Source organism: Rhodococcus sp. NPDC003318 (assembly GCF_042879035.1).
Taxonomy (GTDB): Bacteria; Actinomycetota; Actinomycetes; order Mycobacteriales; family Mycobacteriaceae; genus Rhodococcus_G.
The window spans coordinates 87,613-109,157 of sequence record NZ_JBIAOU010000005.1; the positions used below are offsets into that span (position 1 = coordinate 87,613).

Sequence of the window (21,545 nt, forward strand, 5' to 3'; positions counted from 1 at the left end):
TCGGTCGGGGAATCCGTCACGGCCCGTTCTCCTCTCGCACGGCCGCCGGCAGGGCGCCGACGATCCGATAATCGTAGCCATGCGAAAGACCTGGTCGGCCGAGGGCCGACCGGCTCGGAGCGGGTCGCTCACCGGGTGATGTCGAGTGCCCGCATCCGGGTGTAGAGGGTGCTGCGGCTGATACCGAGCTGCGCAGCCGCGTGCACCTTGTTGCCACCACACTCGGTCAGCGCGTCGACGATCGCCTGGCGTTCTGCGCGTTCGCGCCCACCGAGCCGGGTCACCCGGTCGCTGGTGCGGCACCGGGCGGGCAAGTCCGCGACCGTGATCCGGAGCGGGGCCCGGTTCCCCACGGACCGGGACGGGTCTCGGGCGGCCCCGTCGGCGGCGGACTTCGCCGCCCGTGCCCGCGCGACGGCCTTGTCGAGAACCACCGTCAACTCTGCCAGGTTGCCCGGCCATTGGGCCGCCCCGAGCGCCTCGATCGCCGAGGCGGTCAACCGCGCACCGGGCGCGATCTCGTCGAGCATCACCTGTGCGATGTCGGGAAGCTCGGCGCGCCGCTGCCGCAGCGGCGGCAGCACGACGCGCTCGGGGCAGCGGGCAACCAGCGCCGCGACCGGTCGCGGCAGGTCGGGCTCCGGGCACGCGGTCAGCACGATGCGCGGTCCGGTGCCCGCGAGCGCCCCCGCGAGCAGGGGATGCACCGATTCCGGCAGCAACTGCACCTGTTCGACGACGAGGACGTCCGGCGACACCCCGTCCGCCGCCCTGCCCTGCAGATGGGTGCCGAGCTCGGCGACCCAGGCGTCGAGGCCGCGGACCGCGATGTGCGCCGCGTCCAGGCTGTGGGTGCACCGGTCGTCGGCGATGTCCCGGGCGGCGCTGGTGCGTCCCGACCCCGGCTCCCCGAGGACGAGCACCGCGTCGTCGGTGTGCCGGAGCCGCTGCAGTTTCCGGCTCGTTCGCGTGCCCGCGGATTCGGGGCGCGTCGACCCACGGGGTATCGGCACCGAGCGCCGCGACGTCGGCTGTACCAGGAACAGTGCCCCACCGTCGGCGCCGGCGATCCGGTCCGCCTGTACCGTCACCGACTCCCCCGACGCGAGTTCGATCCGCACGGTGCGTGACTGGTTCGGTTGCAGATCCGCGGCGAGCCCGCGCAGGACGGCGTGGTCGGCGCCGTCGAGCATCTCCTGCGCGGTGCGGTTGGACAGCAGCAGGTCCTCACTGATCGCGGCGACCGCCACGTGACGCTGCGGCGAGACCCGGTGGAAGGCGTCGACGAGGCGCTGCTCGGACGCGCGCGACCCCTCGAGCAGGCGCCTCTCGATGTCGGCGGCGGCCCGTTGGAGGAAGGGCGCGAACAGCGAGTTGACCTGCGGGGCAATGCAGGTCAGGTCGAGGATGCCCTCCACCCGCCGCGTCACCGGGTGGATGATCGGGTGCCCGTAGCAACTCAGCTCCTTGAACTGTTCGAGGTAGTGCTCGGGCCCGTTGACCGCCACACCGCGCCGGACCTCGAGGGGCGTCCCGAGGGCGTTGGTACCGGCCCGGTCCTCCCCGAACCTCGATCCGACGATCGCGCCGAGGCGCTCCATCCGCCGCGCGACGGCGGGGTTGTCGAACACGCTGGCCACGATCCGGCAGTCCGGGTCGGCCAGCAGCACGCACAGTTCGGTGCCTGCGATCTGGATGCCGACCTCGTCGAGGACGGGACGCGCGGCCCGCAGCAACCGGCCGGTGAGGTCGAGATCGTCGGCGGGTGTCGCGTCGAACTCCCGTCCGGGGTCGACTCCGCTGAGCGCGGAACGCTTCCAGGACAGCGCGATCTCCGGGCGGATCGAAACCGACCCGCCCCTGCCCGCCGACTCCGTCTCGCTGCTCGAGGTCATTCCGTGACCTGTTCACGTCCGATCAGTTCGATGGACTTCTCGCGCATCTCGATCTTGCGGACCTTCCCGGTGACGGTCATCGGGAACTCGTCGACGACGTGGACGTAGCGGGGAATCTTGTAGTGGGCGAGTTTGCCGGTGCAGTAGGCGCGCAACGTGGCGGCGTCGAGGTCGGGTGCGCCCTCGCGCATCCGCACCCACACCATCAACTCCTCGCCGTACTTGGCGTCCGGGACCCCGATGACCTGCGCGTCGAGGATGTCGGGGTGGGTGTAGAGGAACTCCTCGATCTCGCGGGGGTAGATGTTCTCGCCGCCACGGATCACCATGTCCTTGATCCGGCCGGTGATCGCGACGTAGCCGTCGGCGTCCATCACCCCGATGTCGCCGGTGTGCATCCACCGGGCACTGTCGATCGCCTCGGCGGTCTTCTCCGGGTTGTCCCAGTAGCCGAGCATCACCGAGTAGCCGCGAGTGCACAGCTCACCGGGCTCGCCGCGGGGCACCGTCAATCCGGTTGCCGGATCGACGATCTTGACCTCGAGGTGCGGTCCGACCCGGCCGACGGTGGACACCCGCTGGTCGATGGTGTCGTCCGCGCGGGTCTGCAGCGACACCGGCGAGGTCTCGGTCATGCCGTAACAGATGGACACCTCGGCCATGCCCATCTGCTCGATGACCTGCTTCATCACCTCGACCGGGCAGGGCGAGCCGGCCATGATCCCGGTGCGCAGACTGGACAGGTCGTACCGCTCGAAGTCCGGGTCGGCGAGTTCGGCGATGAACATCGTCGGCACCCCGTACAGCGAGGTGCAGCGCTCGGCCTGCACGGCCTCGAGCGTCGCCTTCGGATCGAACGAGGGCGCCGGAATCACCATCGCTGCACCGTGACTGGTGCAGGCGAGGTTGCCCATCACCATGCCGAAGCAGTGGTAGAACGGCACCGGGATACACACCCGATCGGCCTCGGTGTAGTGGCACAGTTCACCGACGAAGTACCCGTTGTTGAGGATGTTGTGGTGACTGAGGGTGGCGCCCTTCGGGAAACCCGTTGTCCCCGAGGTGTACTGGATGTTGATCGGGTCGTCCATCGACAGCGCGGCCTGCGCCGAGGCGACCGCCGAGGGATCGGCGGCGTGCGCGGCGGCGCCGTCCGCGACCAGGGCCTGCCAGCCCTCGCCACCGAGCAGGATCACCGACTCGAGGTCCGGGCAGTTCGGCCGGACCTGCTCGATCATCGCGGCGTAGTCGGAGGTCTTGAACGCGGCGGCGGAGACCAGCATCCGGATCCCGGCCTGCTCGAGCACGTACTGCAGTTCGTGCGAGCGGTAGGCCGGATTGATGTTGACCAGGATCGCCCCGATCTTCGCGGTGGCGTACTGCACCATCGTCCACTCCGGGCAGTTCGGCGCCCAGATCCCGACCCGGTCCCCCGTGCGCACGCCGCGCTGCAGCAACCCGGCGGCGAGTCCGTCGACCTCGGCGGCGAACTCGGTGTAGGTCCACCGGCGCCCGGAGGCGACGTCCACGACGGCGTCGCGGTCGCCGTGCGCGGCCACCGTCCGATCGAGATTGTCACCGATCGTGTCCCCCGACATCGGCGCGTCCCAGACGCCCGAGGTGTAACTGGGCAACGCGGTCGACCGATCCGCTGCATCGGGCACGATCCGGGTCATCGTCTGTCCTCCCTTGCGCCCGATCGGCTGGATCCGGGCGTCTCATCGAAACTACTCGCACACGTGTGATCCACGACATACTCCGACGGGCGGGGTGTCGGTAACTGTCCGGGAACAGGACACCCCGCCCGGAGCCTCACGAGAGCGCGACGTCCTTGGTCTCCACCAGTGCTCGGGTGCAGAAGAAGCTGAACACGGCGAGCACGGCCAGCAGCACGCCGATCGCGGCACCGCCGAAGGAAGCGGCCAGTGGCGCCGCGATCAGCGGCGGGATCGCGCCGCCGAGGACACCGGCGAGGTTGTAACCGAGTCCGGCGCCGGTGTAGCGGTACCGGGTCGCGAACATCTCGGGCAGCAGTGCGCCGCACGGGCCGTACGCAATGCCGAAGATGGCGAGGGTGCCGAACATGCCGATCGCGAATGCGGCGGGCGAGCCGGTGTCGAGCAGCGGGAACAGTGCCAGCGCCCAGAAGACCGCAGCGACGCACGACGCCATGATCACCTTGCGGCGGCCGATGCGGTCCGAGTACAACGCGGACACGACGATCGCGGCACCGAACACCACCGCGGACGCGATGCCGACGGACAGCACGAACGGGCGGGAGAACCCGAGGGTCTTGGTGCCGTAGCTGGTCAGGAACGCGGTGCCCATGTAGAAGAACGCGAACAGGGTGGCCAGGGCGCCCGCCGAGAGCAGGATCTCCTTGCTCTGGTACCGCCAGGCGTCGGCGAACGGCAGGCGCCGCGGCTCCTGTCCTTCGGCCTGGACGGCCTGCTCGGCCTGATTGGCACGGAAGACCGGGGTCTCCTCGATCGCGAGGCGCATGTAGAGGCCGATCGCGACGAGGACGATGGAGAACAGGAACGGCACCCGCCAGCCCCAGTTCAGGAATGCCTCGTTGGAGTCGCCGAGGACGGCGCCGGTGACGAGGAAGGTGCCGGACGACAGGACGAAGGCGAGTGCCGGGCCGAGCTGCGGGAACATCGCGTACAGGCCGCGTTTGCCGGGCGGCGCGTACTCCGCCGTGAGCAGCGTCGCACCGGCCCATTCACCACCGACCGCGAAGCCCTGCGCGAACCGCAGCAGAACCAGGATCAGCGGCGCGGCAACCCCGATGGTCTCGGCGCTCGGCAGCAGACCGATCAGCAGGGTCGAGATGCCCATCAGGAGCAGGGTGGAGACGAGGGTCTTCTTGCGGCCGATCCGATCGCCGTAGTGCCCGAACAGCATCGCGCCGACCGGCCTCGCGAAGAATGCGACCGCGAAGGTGGCGAACGAGGCGACGGTACCCGCGGTCGATCCGAGTGCCGGGAAGAAGACCTTCGGGAACACCAGCGCGGCGGCGGTCCCGTAGATGAAGAAGTCGTAGAACTCGATGGTCGTGCCGATGCAGCTGGCGACGGCGACTCGGCGCACGCTCGTCCGCGTGGTGGCGCGGGCGCCGGCCTCCGTCGGCATGGCAGGCTCCGGCGACACTACCGGCGGTGCCGGCGACGCCGGTTCTGGCGACACTGTCGTCATGGGTGTCCTCTTCTCGCGGTTGCGGTCTCCCCGGCGCGGTCGCCGGGACTGCGGGAAAAGGTAGTGACGCGGCTCACCCCCGAATACCCCCGAAAAGGGGGTGGTGGTGAGCCGCGTCACAGGGCGGTCGGTGTGGGTCAGCGACCCGCCGCGCTGAGGATCTCCTGACGCAGCTCCGACCACACCACCGCATACGCCCCGGGGTCTGCGACCGTGTCGGCGAGCAGTTCCTGGTAGCGCGCGAGCCGCGGCACGTAGGCGGAGACGTCGTCGAAGACGTCCGCGGCGCGACGATCCAGGTCGGCGAGCGCGGCCGCGTCACCGTTCGCGTCGGCGAACTCGGCGTCGAGAGGCTCGAACCGCTCGACGACCTCGGCGAACAGGAACTCGTCGATCGAGACGCGCTCCGCGTCGAGCTGATCGTCGAGTTCGGCGATGCCCGCCGCGGTGAGAGTGACGGAACCGGCGTCGTCGGCGGTGGCACGCCCCAGGTCGACGAGCGCGGTGAGCGCGGCATGCGCGGACGCCTCACCGACGCCGAGCTGCGTCGCCAGCACCGCGGGCGTCACCGCGCCCTTGAGCCGGACCGTCTGCAGCAGCGCCAGCTCGTCCACATTGCCTGCGAAGGCCATTGCGTTTCTCCTCTTCGTGTTCGCGACTCGTGATCGCGGTCGCCGTGCGCACCATCATCGCCTGGCCGGGCGGCGCCGGGTGCAGCTACCCTGCTCGCCCGCGGTTCGTCAGGCCACCAGCAGGACGCCGACGAACGCCACGGTCGCCACCCACACGGTGGACAGCGCAGCGAGGACGAACGGGCGCGGGCCGACGGAACGCAGCAGGCTCACGCGGACACCGAGTCCGAGGGCGAACATGGCGGTGGTCAGCAGCGCGGTCTGCGCGAGCTTCGCGCCGGCGATCGCGGCCTCCGGCAGCAGACCCGACGAGCGCAGCGCCACGCAGGCGAGGAATCCGAGAACGAACAGTGGAACCAGCGGGGGGTGTGTGGCCGAGGTGCCGCCGCCACGTGCGTCCCGGCGCGCACGTGCGCCGAGGTAGGCCATCACCGGGGCCAGCATGAGAACCCGTGCGAGCTTGACGACCGTGGCGACCGCGAGCGCGGCGCCGCCGATCGCACCACCGGTCGCGACGACCTGCGCGACCTCGTGGATGGACCCGCCTGCCCACATCCCGGCCTGCCGGTCGGTCAGCCCCAGCAAGGTCGACAGCAGCGGGATCGTCGGGATCATCAGCGTCCCGAAGACGACGACCAGAGCCACCGTCGTGAGCAGTTCCTCCTCCTTGGCGTTGATCACCCCGTCGGTGGCAGCCGCGGCTGCGGCGCCGCAGATGGAGAACCCGCATGCGATCAGCACCCGCTGGGACCACGACAGGCCGAGCAGCTTGCCCGCGTACATCGTGCCTGCGATGCCGAGCACGACGATGGCGACCACAACGGCGATCACGCCGAAACCGAGGCCGATGACGTCCCCGAACATCAGCTGCAGTCCGAGGAGCGCCACTCCGGCCCGCAGGAGCCGTTTGGCCGAGAAGTCCAGACCCGGCCGGATCCAGCCGGGCACGGTGACGAGGTTCGCCACCAACGCGCCGGCGACGATCGCGATCAGCATCGGGTTGACCGCCGGAACGAGCCGGCCGATTCCCATCGCGATCGCGGATCCCGTCACGCACAGCGCGACACCCGCCACGAGGCCGGTGGACCGAGATCGACGGTCGCTGATCCGAGCCTGTCGATCGGCACTCGGCTGCGGGTGGATTCGCACATCACTGGACATGCCGATGACACTGCTGCACCGACAGTGCGCGCGGTAGCCGTCATCTCGCCATTGCCATATATCGAACTGATATGGAATCACCGAGAGTCGCTCCTCGACAGCACCGGTCGGCGAGCGAACCACCGAGGGCGGGCGGCGAGCACCCGGCTGACCGGAAAGGCCGGGACGTCCGGTCCCGTGACACGAAGCGCCCGGAGACGACATAGCTAACCTGGTCACCTCTGTCGCCTTCACGCGAGCCGGTTTTCGCAGCGAGAGCGCGCGGCAGATCGTTCGTTGGCTCGCACGGCCAGCATCGACGCACCGAGTCGGCTGCAGCAGACCGCAGCCGTTCCCGAATCCTTCGCCGCCATGACCGGAATCGGAATGTTCGCCGTCTCCTACCTCGCGGGTGTCACGTGCGTCTCCGGTGGCATGCTCGCCGGAGTCATGGGCGCAGGCGGAATCATGTTCATCTTCCTCGACCGGGTGGCCAACATCGGCACCTACTACGCGGTGATCACCGGCATCCTCCTCGTCGTCACGGTCATCACGAATCCCGAGGGAATCATCTCCGACCTCCACAAGACGGTGGACAAGGTGCGCCGCAGGATCACCCGCGCTCCCCTCGACACCGAACCCGACGGCATCGAGCTCGACGTGGACACCGCGACGTCCTACACGGGAACGAGCCGTCACATCGGTGACGTCGTCCTGTCCAGCAAGGGAATCAGCGTCCACTACGGCGGCATCACCGCACTCGACGACGTCTCGTTCGACGTCCGCGACGGCGAGATCATCGGTTTGATCGGACCCAACGGCGCCGGTAAGACGACGTTCATCGACGCCATCAGCGGCTTCGCCGACGCCACGGGTGGTGTCACCCTCGCCGGCGAGAACCTCGACGACCGCAAGGCCTTCGAACGCAGCCGCGCGGGCCTCGGCCGGACCTTCCAGGGCATCGAGTTGTACGACGACCTGTCGGTTCGCGAGAACGTCTCCGTCGGGACCACGGCCTCACACCATCGAGGGCCGGACAACCCGCCTCTCGATTCCGCCGGACTCGACGAGCTGTTCGGGGTGCTGCACCTGAGCGCGGTCGCCGACCGCCCCGTCAGGGAACTGTCCCAGGGCCAGCGTCAGCTCGTCTCGGTCGCCCGGGCCCTCGCAGGCCGGCCGCGAGTCGTCCTGCTCGACGAACCCGCGGCGGGACTCGACAGCGCCGAGAGCATGTGGCTGGGCGATCGACTGCGGGCCGTGCGTGATTCGGGCCTGACGGTCGTCATGGTCGATCACGACATGGAGCTGGTGCTCGAGGTCTGCGACCGCATCGTCGTTCTCGATCTCGGCAGGCTCATCGCGATCGGCACTCCCGACGAGATCCGAAACAACCCTGAAGTGACCCGGGCCTACCTCGGCTCGACCCACACCGGGCAGGAGCTGAACGCATGACCACGGTATTGACGTGCACGGAATTGGATGCGGGCTATTCGCAGGGGCGACCGTGCGTTCGCGATTTCGATCTCGAGTTGCAGGAGGGTGAAGTCCTCGCCCTCCTCGGGCCCAACGGCGCAGGCAAGACCACGGTCCTGCTGACGCTCGCGGGCCTGCTGCCCAGCCTGCGCGGCACGGTGGACATCGCCGGCCACCAGGTCAAGCCGGGACACGCGCGCGGCGCGTCCGAAGGGGGGCTGGTGTTCGTCCCCGACGACCGGGCGCTGTTCACGACGCTGACCGTGGAGGAGAATCTTCGGCTGGCCGTGAAGTCGCGACGGAACTGGGCAGCCGCCCGGGACACGGTGCTCGGTCACTTCCCCGAACTGGACAAGCGGCTGAAGGTGCCGGCCGGTGCGTTGTCCGGCGGTGAGCAGCAGATGCTCGCAATCGGCCGCGCGCTGGTGCAGAACCCCAAGGTGCTCCTGATCGACGAACTGAGCATGGGTCTGGCACCCGTCATCGTCGAAAGGCTCCTTCCCGTGTTGAGGACGGTCGCCGACACCACCGGCACCGCCGTCGTGCTCGTCGAACAGCACGTCCAGCTCGCGCTGGCCGTGTCCGACACTGCGCTCGTGCTGCGTCACGGCACGAACGTCCTGCAGGGCAAGGCATCCGATCTGGCCGGCGATCCGAAGTTGATCGAAGACGCCTACCTGGGCGCGGCCGGACATCCGCACCCGGGTGTCGCCGAGCCGAGTACGGTCGCCTGACCCTCCAGGGCACCGCTGCCCCGCTCCAGACCAACTCAGTCCAACCCGAATGAAAGGGATGAAGCCTTCGAATGGCCGGAGTGTCGCGCGCGTTGCCGCGGCATCCCTCGCCGCTCTCGCACTGACGGCGTTGACGGCCTGTAGCAGCGACAGCTCGGACGAGGCCTCCGCCGCGTCCGGATCGTCCGCGAACGTGCCCGCCGATTCGTTTCCGGGCAAAGCTACCACCGGTGATCCGGTGAAGATCGGGCTCATCAACAACGAAGGTGGGCAGGCTGTTTCGCAGCCCGAGAACCGAGAGGCCGCCGAAGCCGCGGTCGCGTACGCCAACGACGAGCTCGGCGCCCCCACCGCCGCGAGCTCATATCCAGCTGATATGGGAACTTGCGATGTCATATGATGTCTGCATGCTCAGGGACTGGCCGGATCTCGACGTCCTGGAACTCCTCGTCGGCGTGGACGACCACGGAAGCCTCAGCGCGGCAGCACGGATCGCCGGAATGGCACAACCGAACGCCAGCCGAGCGATCAAGCGGCTCGAGGCACAGGTCGGCACTCCCCTGCTCCAGCGGAAGCCGACCGGTTCGACGCTGACCGCAGAGGGAACCGTGCTCGCACACTGGTCACGCCGTGTGCTCGACGAGGCCCGCCAACTGCTCGACGTGGCAGCGGGGATGCGTGAGAAGCGTGCCGCCGAACTGACGATCAGCGCGAGCATGACGGTGGCTGAGCACCTGATGCCCACGTGGCTCGGCCAATTCCGTCGGATGACTCCGGACGTCACCCTCCACCTGCAGGTACGCAATTCGATGCAGGTGTTCGACGACGTCACCACGGGCTCCTGCGACGTCGGATTCGTCGAGTCGCCGACGGTCCCGCGCGGGCTGCACAGCGTGGCCGTGGCGCGGGACCGACTGGTCGTGGTCGTCGACCCGGGCCACCCGTGGACGCGTCGCCGGCGCCCCCTGTCGATCGCGGAGCTCGCGGCGACACCGCTCGTGGTCCGCGAACCCGGATCCGGCACCCGCACGACACTCGATGTCGCACTGCAGGAATACGAGAGGGCGGCACCGCTCCTCGAGCTCGGCAGCGGTGCCGCGGTCAGGACGACCGTGCTCGGCGGAGTCGGCCCGGCGGTGCTGAGCACGCTGGCCGTGTCCGCTCAGGTCGAATCCGGGGAACTGCGTGTGGTCGAGGTGGAGGGACTCCACCTCGACCGCACCCTGCGGGCCGTGTGGCGGCCGCCCCGCCAGCTGGAGGGTCCGGGCGGCGACCTGGTCAGGCTCCTGCGACGAGCTCGCGTTTGAGGATCTTGCCGGTCGCGGTCATCGGCAGCACCGTCACGAACTCGACGATTCGCGGGTACTTGTAGGCGGCCATGCGGTCTCGACTCCATGCGATCAACTCCGACTCGCCGATCCCCGCGCCCGGTTCGAGGACGACCACAGCCTTCACCTCCTCGCCGTGACTGGGGTGCGGCACACCGATCACCGCCACGAGCGACACCGCGTCGTGCGTCATCAGGACCTCCTCGACCTCCCGCGGATAGACGTTGAATCCGCCTCGCACGATCAGGTCCTTCGCACGGTCGACGATGTAGTAGAAGCCGTCGTCGTCGCAGCGGGCGAGGTCACCGGTGCGGAACCAGCCGTCCCGCACGACCGCAGCGGTGGCCTCGGGCCTGTTCAGGTAGCCCTTCATCACGTTGTGGCCCCGCAGGGCGATCTCGCCGACCTGATCGGTGCCGGTCACGGTGTTCCAGTCGGCGTCGACCAGTCGCGCCTGCACTCCCCACACCGGCACCCCGATCGACCCCGGACGCGGCGCGCGTTCGGGATCGCTGAAGAGTGCGAGCGGGGACGTCTCGGACAACCCGTACCCCTCGAGGATCTGCACTCCGAACCGGTCGGCGAATCGGGTCAGGATGTCCACCGGCAACGCGGCACCACCCGAGATGGCGCGGCGGATGGTGGCGGCGATGCGGGCGACGTCGACGGTGCCCGCCGCCTCGGCGGAGTCGACGGCGCCGAGCAACGCCCAGTACATGGTGGGAACACCGGCGAAGACCGTGACCGCCTCGTCCACCATCAGCCGCAGCGCGGCGCCGGGCTCGAACCGGGGCAACAACACCAGGGTCGCGCCGACCGCCAGACCGGCGTTCATCACGACCGTCTGCCCGAAGGAGTGGAACAGCGGCAGCGTCACCAGCGCGGTGTCCCGGCGGACCGGGTTGCTGTCGAAGAGCCGGTTGGCGGTCACCGCGTTCATCACCATGTTGGCGTGGGACAGCTCGGCGCCCTTGGGCTTTCCCGTGGTGCCGCTGGTGTAGAGGACGACGGCGGTGTCGTCCGGCTCGGTGGCCGCCGACGCGAATACGTCGGACTGCTCCGACACCGCGGTGTCGAGTGACCGGACACCCTCCGGCAGGGCTGCGCCGGCACCGACGAGGAACATGTCGCGGCAGTGCCGGGCCTCGTCGAATCCGGCGTGACCGAACTCGCCGATCGGCAGCTCCTCGGTGCCCTCGGCACAGAAGTACACCCGGGCACCCGAATCCTCCAGGTGGTAGGCGATCTCGCGGCCCTTGAGCATGGTGTTCAGCGGGACCACGACCGCCCCCGCCTTGACGATCCCGAAGTAGACGACCGGGAACTCGGGCACGTTCGGCAGCGACATCGCCACCCGGTCCCCGGGTCGGACGCCCCGCGCGACGAGCAGGTTGGCAACCCGGTTCGACCGAGCGTCGAGCTCGGCGTACGTCACGCGCACATCCCCGAACACGAGGGCGTCCCGGTCCGGGTATCGGCGCGCGGAATCCTCCAGCAGCAGGGACAGGTTCAGCACGGCGAACTCACCGACGGCCGACGACCGGTGGAATCGGCGAGGCCGATCAGCTCCCGGACGAATTCCTCGGCCCGCGGCCAGTATCCGTATCCGGACGCGGGGTTCAGATGCCCCACCTCACCGAGGTCGACCAGCCGGCTGCCCCACACCTCCGCCAGACCCGCCACCCGTCGAGGCGTGGCGAGCGGGTCGTTGCTGCTGGCCGCGAGGATGCTCGGGAACGGCAGTCGGCGCCGCGGCAACGGCAACCAGCCACCACGATCGAGGTCCGCGACTGTCGGATACCCCTCGGGCAGAGGCCGTTCCAGATCGGCAGGGGTGGCCAGCAGGGCGCCCTGCACGGGACGGTCGGCCTGCTGCGCCCAGTGCACGGTGATCAACACCCCCGCACTGTGCGCGACCAGGACCACGGGTCCCTCGACCTCGGTGAGGACCGCGTCCAGTGCCTCGACCCGCGCCCGCAGGCTCAACGTGTCGTGGTCGAGCGGCGGCACCGTGCGGACCCTGTCGAGTCGCTCGGCGAGCAGGGTCTGCCAGTGATCTGCGACGTGGCCCCGTAGGCCGGGCACGATCACCACCGTGGGGTCTGCGGTGCGGGTCATGGGTTCTCCGAAACTGTTGTGGTAACCGTGGTTCGAGCAGACTGTCGAGGCGTGCGGGCACGTGTGGTGGCGCGGCGCGGCGGCGCCGCGCCACCACCCGACCCCCCTCGAATCAGGCATGACGGTGTTTCAGGCGGGACGGTGTTTCAGGCGGGACGGTGTTCAGGCGTGGTGGGTGAAGCCGACCTGGCCGGGCCGGCGGTTCGGGGCGTAGCCGAGCCGGGCGAGGGTCTCGTCGGCGTCGGCGTACGTCGTGCCGATCCGGTAGATGTCGCGGGCCTCCTTGCCGGTGGCGACCTCCCGACCCAGCTCGTTCGCGACCCGCACCAGCTGCCGGATCTGCTCGACCGACGTCATCTTCTCGCCCTTGCGGCCCCAGATGGTGTCCTCGTTGCCGCAGCGGGTGTGCAGGCCCATCGCGATGGCCATCGCGTTGACGGGGAGCACACTGCGCATGAGGGTTTCGAGCGTGAGGCAGGCGCCGTCCGGGACGCGCTGGATGAAGTTCATGATGTTGTACGGGTTGGGGCCGTCGAAGCCACCACCGATGCCGACCCACGTGAGGTTCAGCGGGCCGGTGTAGACGCCGCGACGGATCAGTCGCTCGACGGTCTCGAGCTGCGGGATCGACGACAGCTGGAAGTGGGGCTGGATTCCCGCGGCCTGCAGCCGGCGCAGGTGCTCCTCGACCCACTCCGGTCCCGCCGGGACGGTCATCTCGCGGTACGCCGCGGCCAGGTCGGGGCGCTCCATCGAGGTGCCCGCGATGTCGTCCGCGGTCATCAGCTCCATGATGTTCATCTGGCTGGTGTTGATCGCGATCGTCACCTGGTCCGGCTTCGGGTCCAGCTCGGCGAGCATGTGCCGGGTGTCGTCGGAGAGCCACTTCGCGTCCGCGCCTTCACCTTCCGGCGCGAAGGAGATCGATCCGCCGACCTGCAGGATCATGTCCGGCACCGCCTCGCGCAGTCCGGCGAGCAGCTCGTTGAACTTCGACAGCCGCTTGCTGCCCTTGCCGTCGAGTTCGCGGACGTGGATGTGCAGCACGGTGGCGCCGGCCTCGTAGCAGTCGACCGCCTTCTGGACGTGCTCCTCCATCGTCAGCGGCAGGTCCTCGCGGAAGTCGTCCGGCTCCCACTCCGGCCCGTAGGGGGCACAGGTGATGACCAGCTTCTCCTGGTTCTCCGGGAACAACGCGTCGTCGTGGAAATGCATGGCAGGACTCCGATTTCTGGATGAGGGGAGGAAGTGGTGAGGGGGCTAGAAGGGCCGGTCGCCGACGATGCCGGCGCGCTCCATCTTGCGGACCGCCGGCCAGTAGTCCTGGACCGCGTAGTGCTGCGTCGACCGGTTGTCCCAGATCGCGACGCTGTCGGGCGTCCAGCGCCACCGCACCTGGTACTCGGGGATGGTGGCCTGGCTCTGCAGGTACCGCAGAAGCTCGCCGGCACCGGGCGCGTAATCGATTCCGTAGCGGACGTTCTCGTTGGTGTGGTAGTTCGTCAGGTGCGTGGTGAACGAGTTGACGAACAGGATCCTCTCCCCCGTTTCGGGGTGGGTGCGCACCACCGGGTGTTCGGCGTCCGGGAACCGGTCCTTGAGTTCGAGACGCTGCTCGATCGGCATCCGCGCACCGAAGGTCGCTTCGATGCTGTGCCGCGCCCGCAGGCCCTCGATCTGCTCCTTGACCCGCTCGGGCAGCCGCTCGTAGGCCAGCGCCATGTTCACCCACATGGTGTCGCCCCCCACCGGCGGCCCCTCGATGCACCGCAGCACGGCGCCCATCGGTGGCTTCTCGCGCCACGTCGCATCGCAGTGGTAGGCGTTCTCGAAGCGCTCCGGCGGACTGTCGACGTCCTTGTAGATCCGGACGAGTCCGGGATGGTCCGGGTCGCTGCCGACGACCGGATGGTCCTCGAGCGGACCGAATCGCTCGGCGAGCGCGACGTGCTCACCGCGGCTCATGTGCTGGTCCCGGAAGAAGAGCACCTTGTGGTGGAGGAGCAGCGCTTTCAGCTCGGTGAAACGGGTCTCGTCACGGCCGACCTCGGCGAGGTCGACGTCGTGCACTTCGGCGCCGATGCTGCACGTGAGCGGTCGAGCGTCCATCGTGGCCTCGGTGCGGACGGCTCCGATGTCGACGGTGGCGGTCATGGTCGTCTCCTTGTCTCTGCAGTGAGCGGTCTCTGCAGTGAGCGGTCTCTGGAGTGAGCGGTCTCTGGAGTGAGGGAGGTCTCGGCAGTGAACGCGGCTCAGCAGGTGAAGACCGAGGATCCGACGCTGCGGCCGGATTCCAGGTCCCGGTGGGCGCGCACCGCATCGTCGAGCGCGTACTGCTGGTTGATCTCGATGGCGATCCGGCCGGCCGCGACGTGGTCGAACAGCTCACCGGCGAGCTCGGCGCGTTCGGCGGGGTCGGCGATGTAGTCCGCCAGCGCGGGGCGGGTCACGAACAGCGATCCCTTCACCGCGAGCTGCATCGCGTCGATCGGCGGGATCGGCCCGGACGCGGTGCCGAAGGCGACGAGGAGACCGCGCCGCGCGAGGGAGTCGAGCGAGGTCGCGAACGTGGTGGCACCGATGCTGTCGTAGACGACGGGCACGCCTTTGCCGTCGGTCAGTTCGCGCACCCGCTCGGCGACGTTCTCCCGCGTGTACACGATGACCTCACTGCAACCGTGGGCTCGCGCCACCGCGGCCTTCTCGTCGGTGGACACGGTGCCGATCACGTTGACACCCAACAGCTTCGCCCACTGGGTGAAGATCAGGCCGACACCACCGGCGGCGGCGTGCAGCAGGACCGTGTCGCCCGCCGCGAGGGGGTGGATACGTCGGAGCAGGTACGCGGTGGTCAGTCCGCGCATCGTCATCGCCGCGGCGGTCCCGAACGGGATCCGGTCGGGCAGTGCGATCAGGTGCTCGGCCGGCATCACGCGCTCGGTGCTGTACGCACCGAGCGGACTGCCGGTGTACGTGACGCGGTCACCCTCGCGGAAGCCGGTGACACCGTGCCCGACCGCCTCGACGACACCGGCGGCCTCGACCCCCATCCCCGCCGGCAGCGGAGCCGGGTAGAGACCGGTCCGAAAGTAGGTGTCGGCGAAGTTCAGCCCCACCGCCTCGTGCCGGACCCGGACTTCACCGGCCCCGGGGTCGCCGACGTCGACGGACTCCCACTTCAGGACCTCCGGACCACCGGTTTCGTGGAAGCGGATCGCTTGTGCCATTGGATCTCCTCGATTGTCGTCCGGGTGACTTCGACGAGATCGACAGTAGCCACGAGAGCTCCATCACACTTATCCTCAAGGGACACATTTCTTGCTATTTCGGGACAGGACGGTGATTCGTGTGGCCAGGCCGCTCGCCCGCTACGCAACGCTGACCGGGTACGTCGAGGTCGCTCGCGCCCTGTCGATCGACCCGGTCCAGCTGTTGCGCAGCGCCCACCTCGACCCCGGGGCCCTGGACCTTCAGGACCGGTGGATTCCCGCCGGATCCATTGCCCGCGTGCTGGAACTGTCGGCCGCAGCGTCGGGACGCGAGGATTTCGCACTGATCCTCGCGCAACATCGGCGGTTGTCGACCCTCGGCCCACTGAGCGTGAGCATCCGCGAGGAGCCCGACGCACGGAGCGCACTGCGCCTGCTCATCCGCTACCAGCACATGTACAACGAGGCTCTGACCGTCCGCCTCTCGGAGCGCGACGGCCTCGCGACCGTCCGGATCGCCGTCGATCCGGGCGAGCCGATTCCGGTCCGCCAGTCCGTCGAACTCGCCGTCGCCGTGATCCACCAACTGCTCCAGCACCTGCTCGGCGATCGGTGGCACCCCGTGACGGTCAGCTTCGACCATCCCCGACCCGCGAACGACGGCACCCACCGCCAGATGTTCGGGGCGCCACTGGTCTTCGACGGCGACTGGTCCGGCGTCGTGGTCTACTCGAGCGATCTCGACGAGCCCAACCGACTGGCCGACCCCCTCCTGCGCTCGTACGCCCAGCAATTCCTCGACACCCTCACCGAACCCGAGGAACCGACGGTCACCTCGCGGGTGCGCGAACTCGTCGAACTGCTGCTGCCCACGGGCAAGTGCACGATCGAGCAGGTGGCACGAAGCCTCGGCGTCGACCGGCGCACAGTGCACCGGCACCTGGCCACGTCGGGGCTGACGTTCTCCGCCGTTCTCGACTCGACGCGAGCCGAACTCGCCAACCGCCTGGTCAGCGGCAAGCGCTACTCGTTCACGGAGATCTCCGAGATACTCGCCTTCTCCACACCCAGCAGCTTCTCGCGCTGGTTCCACCAGCGGTTCGGTACCAGCCCGCGCGAGTGGCGCAGGCAGGCGGAACGGTAGCCCGGGCAGTCCCGCTCCGAATTCTGTCCCGAATTGGACAGAACAGTGTCCCGCAGAGGCAATTGTCGACCCCAGGACCGCGATAACGTGATCCACACCACTTTCCGTTCCGGGCGGTTCACTCCCATCGCCCCGGTCCCCCGCGACATCGTCCCCACTTTCCTTCCCGCAAGGAGCATCGATGGCACTGCCTCCCGCGACGACCGCCGACCCGATCGGGGCCGACGAACCCACCAACACCGACTCGGCCCCGGACCGCGCCCGGCCCCGTCCGGGCCGGCGACTGTATCCCTGGCTCGTGTTCGCGCTCACCTTCGCCCTGCTGCTCTCGGACTACATGTCCCGCCAGGTCCTCAGCGCGGTGTTCCCGTTCCTGAAAACCGAATGGGCACTGACCGATTCGCAGCTCGCATCCCTCACCAGCGTCGTCGCGCTGATGGTCGGGCTGCTCACCTTCCCGCTGTCGCTGCTCGCCGACCGGTGGGGCCGAGTACGGAGCCTGGTCCTGATGGCCGTCATCTGGAGCGTCGCCACGCTGTGCTGCGCGGTGGCCGCCAACTACGAGCAGATGCTGGCCTCCCGGTTCCTGGTCGGCGTCGGCGAGGCCGCCTACGGCAGCGTCGGCATCGCGGTGGTCCTCGGTGTCTTCGCGCCCCGCGTGCATTCGACGCTGAGCGGCGCGTTCATGGCGGGCGGATCCTTCGGCTCCGTCATCGGGGTATCCCTCGGCGGCGTGATCGCGGTGCACCTGAGCTGGCGATGGTCCTTCGCGGCGATGGCGGTTCTCGGACTCCTGCTCGTGGCACTGTTCCGGGCCGTCGTCACCGAACGCCGACTGGCCGAACACAACTCCGAGGACGACCTGCCCGCCTCGGCGCCGGCGACGGCCGGGATCCGGGTGCCGGTGTCGACACTGTTCACCAACCCGGCGGTGTGGTGCGCGTATCTCGGAGGCGGACTCCAGATGTTCACCGCCGCCGTGCTGCTCGCGTGGACCCCCAGCTTCTTCAACCGCTACTACGGTCTCGCGCCCGACAAGGCCGGAGTCATCGCCTCGCTGTTCGTGCTTCTCGTCGGAAGCGGCATGGTCGTGTGCGGCATGATCACCGACCGCGTCAGCGGCGAGGATCCCCGCCGTAAATGGGCCAGCGCGATCGCCTACTGCATCATCTCGCTCGTCACGCTCGGGTGCGCGTTCGCGCTGGACACCGGTGCACCCCAGCTGATCCTGCTCGGCATCGGCGCCTTCTTCTCCGCCGGGTCGTCCGGGCCGACCGCGGCCATGGTGGCGAGACTGACGCATCCGTCGGTTCGGTCGTCGGCGCTCGGCAGCCTCACCGTCGCCAACAACATCCTCGGACTGGCGACCGGTCCGTTGCTGATCGGCGTTCTCGCCGACCGTCTGGGACTGCTGGGCGCACTACAGGTGGCGCCGCTGGTGTACGTGCTCGCGATCGCGGCCCTGGCCACGGGCAGGCGCCTCCACCCGGCCGGGCTCCGCACGCTGGCGGCGCAGAGCGCCGGACGGTGCCCGGATGCGGGTGCGGACCACCGGTGACGTCGGGTCACGGCGGCGGCTGCGGCAGCATGTCGAGGACGGCGCGGCCCGCGCCGGCGGCCGTCAACGCCGAGCGGGTGGCGCCGAGCCACGCCTCACCCCAGGCCGGATCGACACCGCTCAACAGTCGGTACTGGGTGCGCCAGGACGCGGCCCGGAAACCGGGGTTCTCCGGTGGGTGCAGTCGCAGGGAGATGCGCTCGGAGACCGACTCGGCGACCCAGTACACGAACTCGTCCGGATCGTCGGTGAACCGGTCCGACAGGAGTCGGTCACGTTCCCGGACGGTCAGATGCCAACCGCCCTCGGGTGCACTCCAGCAGAAGGGAAGCGCGTCCTCGGTGGCCTGCCCGAGTGCGGGCAGGTCCTCGGGCAGCGCACCCAGCCGCTGCGTCACCTCCAGGATCCGCCGGCGCATGCCGGGATCGAGCAGATCGTCGGTCATCGGACGCTCGGTGCCGTCGGCAGCGGGGCGTCCCCTCGGTCGAATGTCATTGCAGCAGACTGTGGTCGGAGCGGGGTCACTGCGGCGGGTACACGAGGCGAACGTAGCCGGCGCAACGCAACCAGGTGACGTCGACCTTCGATCCGCACTCGGCGACCTGCGGCAGCAGGTCGGCCACCACCTCGTACTGCGTGCCGTAACCCTCCTGTTCGAACCACGGCGCGATCGGACCGGTGTACAGGGGAAGGGCTTTGGTCACCAGGTAGACGTGGTAGTTGCAGGTCTCCGCCGGCACACCCACCAGGTTCACCGGGGGAAGCGCGCGGGACGTGTAGCTGGCGCCTGCCGGGGCCAGGAAGTTTCCTCCCTCGCTGCCGTACCGGTCGATCAGCGTGCCGACGTCGAGCCGGCCTTCGACCCGTCGGGGGTTGCCGCTGCCGTCGAGGACGTATCCGTTCTTGGGCGGGTACTTGTAGGAGCCGGCCGGGAGTACGGTCGGATCCCAGTACTCGGCCAGGAACTGCTCCGGTGTCAGGTCGCCGGTGCGCCGGTAGTCGGCGAGCTGATCGGCAACCGGGAACTGATCCGACAGCGTCTGCGGTCCGAGCCGCTTGTCGCCGTCGAAGTACTCCGCCGAGCAACCGGCCCCGCCGAGTAGATCACTGGAACCGACCGACGAACCCGGGGCCGCCTGGGCGACCGCCCCCTCGGCGAACACCGTGGACAGTACGAAGGCGAAGACGAGAAGCAGCTGGCGACGACGCATACCGGACCCTTTCACCATCAGATGCGGCGACGCCCATGTGATCCCGTTCGACCCGGGTACCGACCCCGCCAAGATCATTCACCCAAATCGTGACAGATCGGTCCGGCTTCGTCACCCCGACAGCAGCCCGGCGCGGACGCGCGGGTCGGGGTCGGGGTGACGAATGCCGTGGTGCCGGGCACTTCCGGTGCGCCGCCGTGTCATTCACACGAACGACACGGCGGCGCGGCCCGGGAGTCGGTCAGCCCTCGCGGCGAGACACGACCTGGGATCGAGGAGGAACGGGACAGGCCTCGGCCGCCTCCGCGACGATCTGCGGCTGTGCGGGTACCGCGGGACGACGACCCGCCTCCCACTGCTCGCCGGTGACGGGTTCGTCGATTGCCAGGTCGGCGAGCTCGTGGTCGTCGAAGGCCCGTCCCCGGCTGAGAAACCGCACACCCTCAGGGGTTTCGAGGCTGAATCCCGAGCCACGGCCGGGGACGGCGTCGATCACCAGTTGGGTGTGCTTCCAGAGGTCGAACTGCGGACCGGAGATCCACACCGGGACGGCGTCCGGGCCGGCGGGCAGGTCGGCGGGGCTCTGCCCGACCGCCAACCGCAGGTCCAGCAGGCCGACCAGGACGTCCCGGTCACCGACAATGAATTCCCCTGCCGGATAGCACATCGGCGCCGACCCGTCGCAGCAGCCACCGGACTGGTGCATCATCACCGCGCCGTGCACCGCGACGAGCCGTCGCAGGAGGTCGGCCGCCACCACGGTCGCGACGATCCGTGGGGTGGCGACAGTTCGAGGGGTGCTCACCGACGCCCCTTCGCTCACCGGAAGTCCAGCACGACGCGGCCGTCGACGGTGCCCGCCCGCAGTTCGTCGAAGACGTCGTTGATCTCGTCGAGCCCGCGGGTGTGCACCGTGGGACGAATCTTGCCGCGGGAGTAGAAGTCCAGCGCCTCGACCATGTCCTGCCGGGTGCCGACGATCGAGCCACGGATGGTCAGACCCTTGAGGACGGTGTCGAAGATCGGGGCCGGGAAGTCGCCGGGAGGAAGACCGTTGAACGCGATGGTCCCGCCGCGTCGCGCCATCCCGATCGCCTGGCCGAATGCCTTCGGGTGCACCGCGGTGACGAGCACGCCGTCGGTGCCGCCGGTGGCCTCCTGGATCCTGGCGACCGGGTCCTCCTTCGCGGCATTGACCAGCACCTCGGCGCCGTACTTCTTCGCGAGTTCGAGTTTGTCGTCGGAGACGTCGACGGCGGCGACCCGCAGTCCCATCGCGGTCGCGTACTGCACGGCGACGTGGCCGAGTCCGCCGATGCCGGAGATGGTGATCCACTCGCCCGGCACCACGTCCGCGACCTTGATGCCCTTGTACACGGTGACGCCGGCGCACAGCACCGGCGCGACCTCCACCAGGTCCGCGCCGTCGGGGATGCGGGCGGCGAACCGGGCGTCGACGAGCATGTACTCCGCGAACGACCCGTTCACCGAGTAGCCGCCGTTGACCTGCTTCTCGCACAACGTCTCCCAGCCGGTGCGGCAGTAGCGGCACTCGAGGCACGCCGACCACAACCAGGCGTTGCCGACCCGCTGCCCGACCGCGAGTTCGGTGACGCCCTCTCCCAACTCGACGACGGTGCCGACCCCTTCGTGCCCCGGCACGAACGGAGGGCTCGGCTTGACCGGCCAATCACCTTCCGCCGCATGTAGATCGGTGTGACACACCCCGCTGGTTTCCAGCTTGACCAATGCCTGGTTCGGTCCCGGCCGGGGCACCGGCAACTCCTCGATCACCAGGGGCTTGCCGAACTCGTGGACTACAGCTGCCTTCATCGTGTCGACCATCGTGAGGTCTCTTTCCGCTGTGGGTGGCTGGAGGATGCGATCGCGCGGTCCCAGTATCCG

General features: G+C 69.1%; 19 protein-coding genes and 1 pseudogene. 6 read left to right on the top strand and 14 right to left on the bottom strand.

Going from position 1 to position 21,545, the window contains the following annotated elements:
• Positions 1–128: 128 nt before the first annotated feature.
• The 5 genes from ACFYVR_RS11260 to ACFYVR_RS11280 all read right to left on the bottom strand — a co-directional run bounded on the left by ACFYVR_RS11260 (position 129) and on the right by ACFYVR_RS11280 (position 6,886).
• Positions 129–1,895: a sigma-54-dependent Fis family transcriptional regulator gene (locus ACFYVR_RS11260; RefSeq protein ID WP_387472787.1), complete on the bottom strand. Its 1,767-nt coding sequence runs from the start codon at positions 1,893–1,895 to the stop codon at positions 129–131.
• Positions 1,892–3,493, bottom strand: coding sequence for an AMP-binding protein (locus tag ACFYVR_RS11265; protein ID WP_387473121.1), 1,602 nt, complete (start codon positions 3,491–3,493; stop codon positions 1,892–1,894). The genes ACFYVR_RS11260 and ACFYVR_RS11265 overlap by 4 nt, the downstream gene beginning before the upstream one ends.
• A 214-nt stretch (positions 3,494–3,707) precedes the next feature.
• Complete coding sequence (locus ACFYVR_RS11270) at positions 3,708–5,093, bottom strand: MFS transporter (protein ID WP_387472789.1); 1,386 nt, start codon at positions 5,091–5,093, stop codon at positions 3,708–3,710.
• 137 nt (positions 5,094–5,230) lie between these two features.
• On the bottom strand, positions 5,231–5,725 hold the full coding sequence (locus ACFYVR_RS11275; RefSeq protein WP_387472791.1) for a hypothetical protein: 495 nt from the start codon (positions 5,723–5,725) through the stop codon (positions 5,231–5,233).
• Positions 5,726–5,833: 108 nt separating this feature from the next.
• Positions 5,834–6,886, bottom strand: a complete 1,053-nt coding sequence (locus tag ACFYVR_RS11280) for a YeiH family protein (RefSeq protein WP_387472793.1) — start codon at positions 6,884–6,886, stop codon at positions 5,834–5,836.
• Between the two features lie 315 nt (positions 6,887–7,201).
• Here ACFYVR_RS11280 and ACFYVR_RS11285 point away from each other — a divergent pair.
• From ACFYVR_RS11285 to ACFYVR_RS11300, 4 genes and pseudogenes are all read left to right on the top strand, one after another.
• A pseudogene (locus tag ACFYVR_RS11285) lies at positions 7,202–8,317 on the top strand (ABC transporter ATP-binding protein); the annotation flags it as partial.
• Positions 8,314–9,072 (top strand): ABC transporter ATP-binding protein, encoded by a 759-nt coding sequence (locus ACFYVR_RS11290; protein WP_387472795.1) that lies wholly within the window; start codon positions 8,314–8,316, stop codon positions 9,070–9,072. The pseudogene ACFYVR_RS11285 and the gene ACFYVR_RS11290, both read left to right, overlap by 4 nt.
• A gap of 193 nt (positions 9,073–9,265) precedes the next feature.
• Positions 9,266–9,472: a hypothetical protein gene (locus ACFYVR_RS11295; RefSeq protein WP_387472797.1), complete on the top strand. Its 207-nt coding sequence runs from the start codon at positions 9,266–9,268 to the stop codon at positions 9,470–9,472.
• Between the two features lie 7 nt (positions 9,473–9,479).
• Positions 9,480–10,379: a LysR family transcriptional regulator gene (locus ACFYVR_RS11300; protein ID WP_387472799.1), complete on the top strand. Its 900-nt coding sequence runs from the start codon at positions 9,480–9,482 to the stop codon at positions 10,377–10,379.
• On the opposite strand, the gene ACFYVR_RS11305 is transcribed toward ACFYVR_RS11300, so the two are convergent.
• From ACFYVR_RS11305 to ACFYVR_RS11325, 5 genes are all read right to left on the bottom strand, one after another.
• Complete coding sequence (locus tag ACFYVR_RS11305) at positions 10,351–11,916, bottom strand: long-chain fatty acid--CoA ligase (RefSeq protein WP_387472801.1); 1,566 nt, start codon at positions 11,914–11,916, stop codon at positions 10,351–10,353. The two genes, ACFYVR_RS11300 and ACFYVR_RS11305, sit on opposite strands and share 29 nt — an antisense overlap.
• Positions 11,910–12,518: an RBBP9/YdeN family alpha/beta hydrolase gene (locus ACFYVR_RS11310; RefSeq protein WP_387472803.1), complete on the bottom strand. Its 609-nt coding sequence runs from the start codon at positions 12,516–12,518 to the stop codon at positions 11,910–11,912. Before ACFYVR_RS11310 ends, ACFYVR_RS11305 begins: the two co-directional genes overlap by 7 nt.
• Before the next feature lie 162 nt (positions 12,519–12,680).
• Positions 12,681–13,733, bottom strand: a complete 1,053-nt coding sequence (locus tag ACFYVR_RS11315) for a 3-keto-5-aminohexanoate cleavage protein (RefSeq protein ID WP_387472805.1) — start codon at positions 13,731–13,733, stop codon at positions 12,681–12,683.
• A gap of 45 nt (positions 13,734–13,778) precedes the next feature.
• Positions 13,779–14,672 (bottom strand): TauD/TfdA dioxygenase family protein, encoded by an 894-nt coding sequence (locus ACFYVR_RS11320; RefSeq protein ID WP_387472807.1) that lies wholly within the window; start codon positions 14,670–14,672, stop codon positions 13,779–13,781.
• A 98-nt stretch (positions 14,673–14,770) separates the two neighbouring features.
• A complete protein-coding gene (locus ACFYVR_RS11325; RefSeq protein WP_387472809.1) occupies positions 14,771–15,745 on the bottom strand; it encodes a quinone oxidoreductase family protein in 975 nt (324 codons plus the stop codon).
• Positions 15,746–15,866: 121 nt separating this feature from the next.
• Between ACFYVR_RS11325 and ACFYVR_RS11330 the strand changes: the two genes are divergently transcribed.
• Both ACFYVR_RS11330 and ACFYVR_RS11335 read left to right on the top strand, forming a co-directional pair.
• Positions 15,867–16,871: an AraC family transcriptional regulator gene (locus ACFYVR_RS11330; RefSeq protein WP_387472811.1), complete on the top strand. Its 1,005-nt coding sequence runs from the start codon at positions 15,867–15,869 to the stop codon at positions 16,869–16,871.
• 181 nt (positions 16,872–17,052) lie between these two features.
• Positions 17,053–18,429 carry an MFS transporter gene (locus tag ACFYVR_RS11335; protein WP_387472813.1) on the top strand — a complete coding sequence of 459 codons (1,377 nt, stop codon included), beginning with the start codon at positions 17,053–17,055 and terminating at the stop codon, positions 18,427–18,429.
• Positions 18,430–18,436: 7 nt separating this feature from the next.
• Here ACFYVR_RS11335 and ACFYVR_RS11340 read toward each other — a convergent pair whose 3' ends face one another.
• The 4 genes from ACFYVR_RS11340 to adhP form a co-directional block, all read right to left on the bottom strand.
• Entirely contained in the window at positions 18,437–18,874 is a 438-nt protein-coding gene (locus ACFYVR_RS11340; protein WP_387472815.1) for an Imm63 family immunity protein, read from the bottom strand.
• Positions 18,875–18,950: 76 nt separating this feature from the next.
• Positions 18,951–19,640: a TNT domain-containing protein gene (locus ACFYVR_RS11345; RefSeq protein WP_387472817.1), complete on the bottom strand. Its 690-nt coding sequence runs from the start codon at positions 19,638–19,640 to the stop codon at positions 18,951–18,953.
• Between the two features lie 241 nt (positions 19,641–19,881).
• Complete coding sequence (locus ACFYVR_RS11350; RefSeq protein WP_387472819.1) at positions 19,882–20,445, bottom strand: DUF779 domain-containing protein; 564 nt, start codon at positions 20,443–20,445, stop codon at positions 19,882–19,884.
• Positions 20,446–20,459: 14 nt separating this feature from the next.
• Positions 20,460–21,485, bottom strand: a complete 1,026-nt coding sequence (gene adhP / locus ACFYVR_RS11355; RefSeq protein ID WP_387472821.1) for an alcohol dehydrogenase AdhP — start codon at positions 21,483–21,485, stop codon at positions 20,460–20,462.
• Positions 21,486–21,545 lie beyond the last annotated feature (60 nt).

Bases quoted from the DNA above. Each gene is read 5' to 3' on its own strand.
- ACFYVR_RS11260 (WP_387472787.1), bottom strand. From the start codon at position 1,895: ATGACCTCGAGCAGCGAGACGGAGTCGGCGGGCAGGGGCGGGTCGGTT.
- ACFYVR_RS11265 (WP_387473121.1), bottom strand. From the start codon at position 3,493: ATGTCGGGGGACACGATCGGTGACAATCTCGATCGGACGGTGGCCGCG.
- ACFYVR_RS11270 (WP_387472789.1), bottom strand. From the start codon at position 5,093: ATGACGACAGTGTCGCCAGAACCGGCGTCGCCGGCACCGCCGGTAGTG.
- ACFYVR_RS11275 (WP_387472791.1), bottom strand. From the start codon at position 5,725: ATGGCCTTCGCAGGCAATGTGGACGAGCTGGCGCTGCTGCAGACGGTC.
- ACFYVR_RS11280 (WP_387472793.1), bottom strand. From the start codon at position 6,886: ATGTCCAGTGATGTGCGAATCCACCCGCAGCCGAGTGCCGATCGACAG.
- ACFYVR_RS11290 (WP_387472795.1), top strand. From the start codon at position 8,314: ATGACCACGGTATTGACGTGCACGGAATTGGATGCGGGCTATTCGCAG.
- ACFYVR_RS11300 (WP_387472799.1), top strand. From the start codon at position 9,480: ATGCTCAGGGACTGGCCGGATCTCGACGTCCTGGAACTCCTCGTCGGC.
- ACFYVR_RS11310 (WP_387472803.1), bottom strand. From the start codon at position 12,518: ATGACCCGCACCGCAGACCCCACGGTGGTGATCGTGCCCGGCCTACGG.
- ACFYVR_RS11315 (WP_387472805.1), bottom strand. From the start codon at position 13,733: ATGCATTTCCACGACGACGCGTTGTTCCCGGAGAACCAGGAGAAGCTG.
- ACFYVR_RS11320 (WP_387472807.1), bottom strand. From the start codon at position 14,672: ATGACCGCCACCGTCGACATCGGAGCCGTCCGCACCGAGGCCACGATG.
- ACFYVR_RS11325 (WP_387472809.1), bottom strand. From the start codon at position 15,745: ATGGCACAAGCGATCCGCTTCCACGAAACCGGTGGTCCGGAGGTCCTG.
- ACFYVR_RS11335 (WP_387472813.1), top strand. From the start codon at position 17,053: ATGGCACTGCCTCCCGCGACGACCGCCGACCCGATCGGGGCCGACGAA.
- ACFYVR_RS11340 (WP_387472815.1), bottom strand. From the start codon at position 18,874: ATGACCGACGATCTGCTCGATCCCGGCATGCGCCGGCGGATCCTGGAG.
- ACFYVR_RS11345 (WP_387472817.1), bottom strand. From the start codon at position 19,640: ATGCGTCGTCGCCAGCTGCTTCTCGTCTTCGCCTTCGTACTGTCCACG.
- adhP (WP_387472821.1), bottom strand. From the start codon at position 21,485: ATGGTCGACACGATGAAGGCAGCTGTAGTCCACGAGTTCGGCAAGCCC.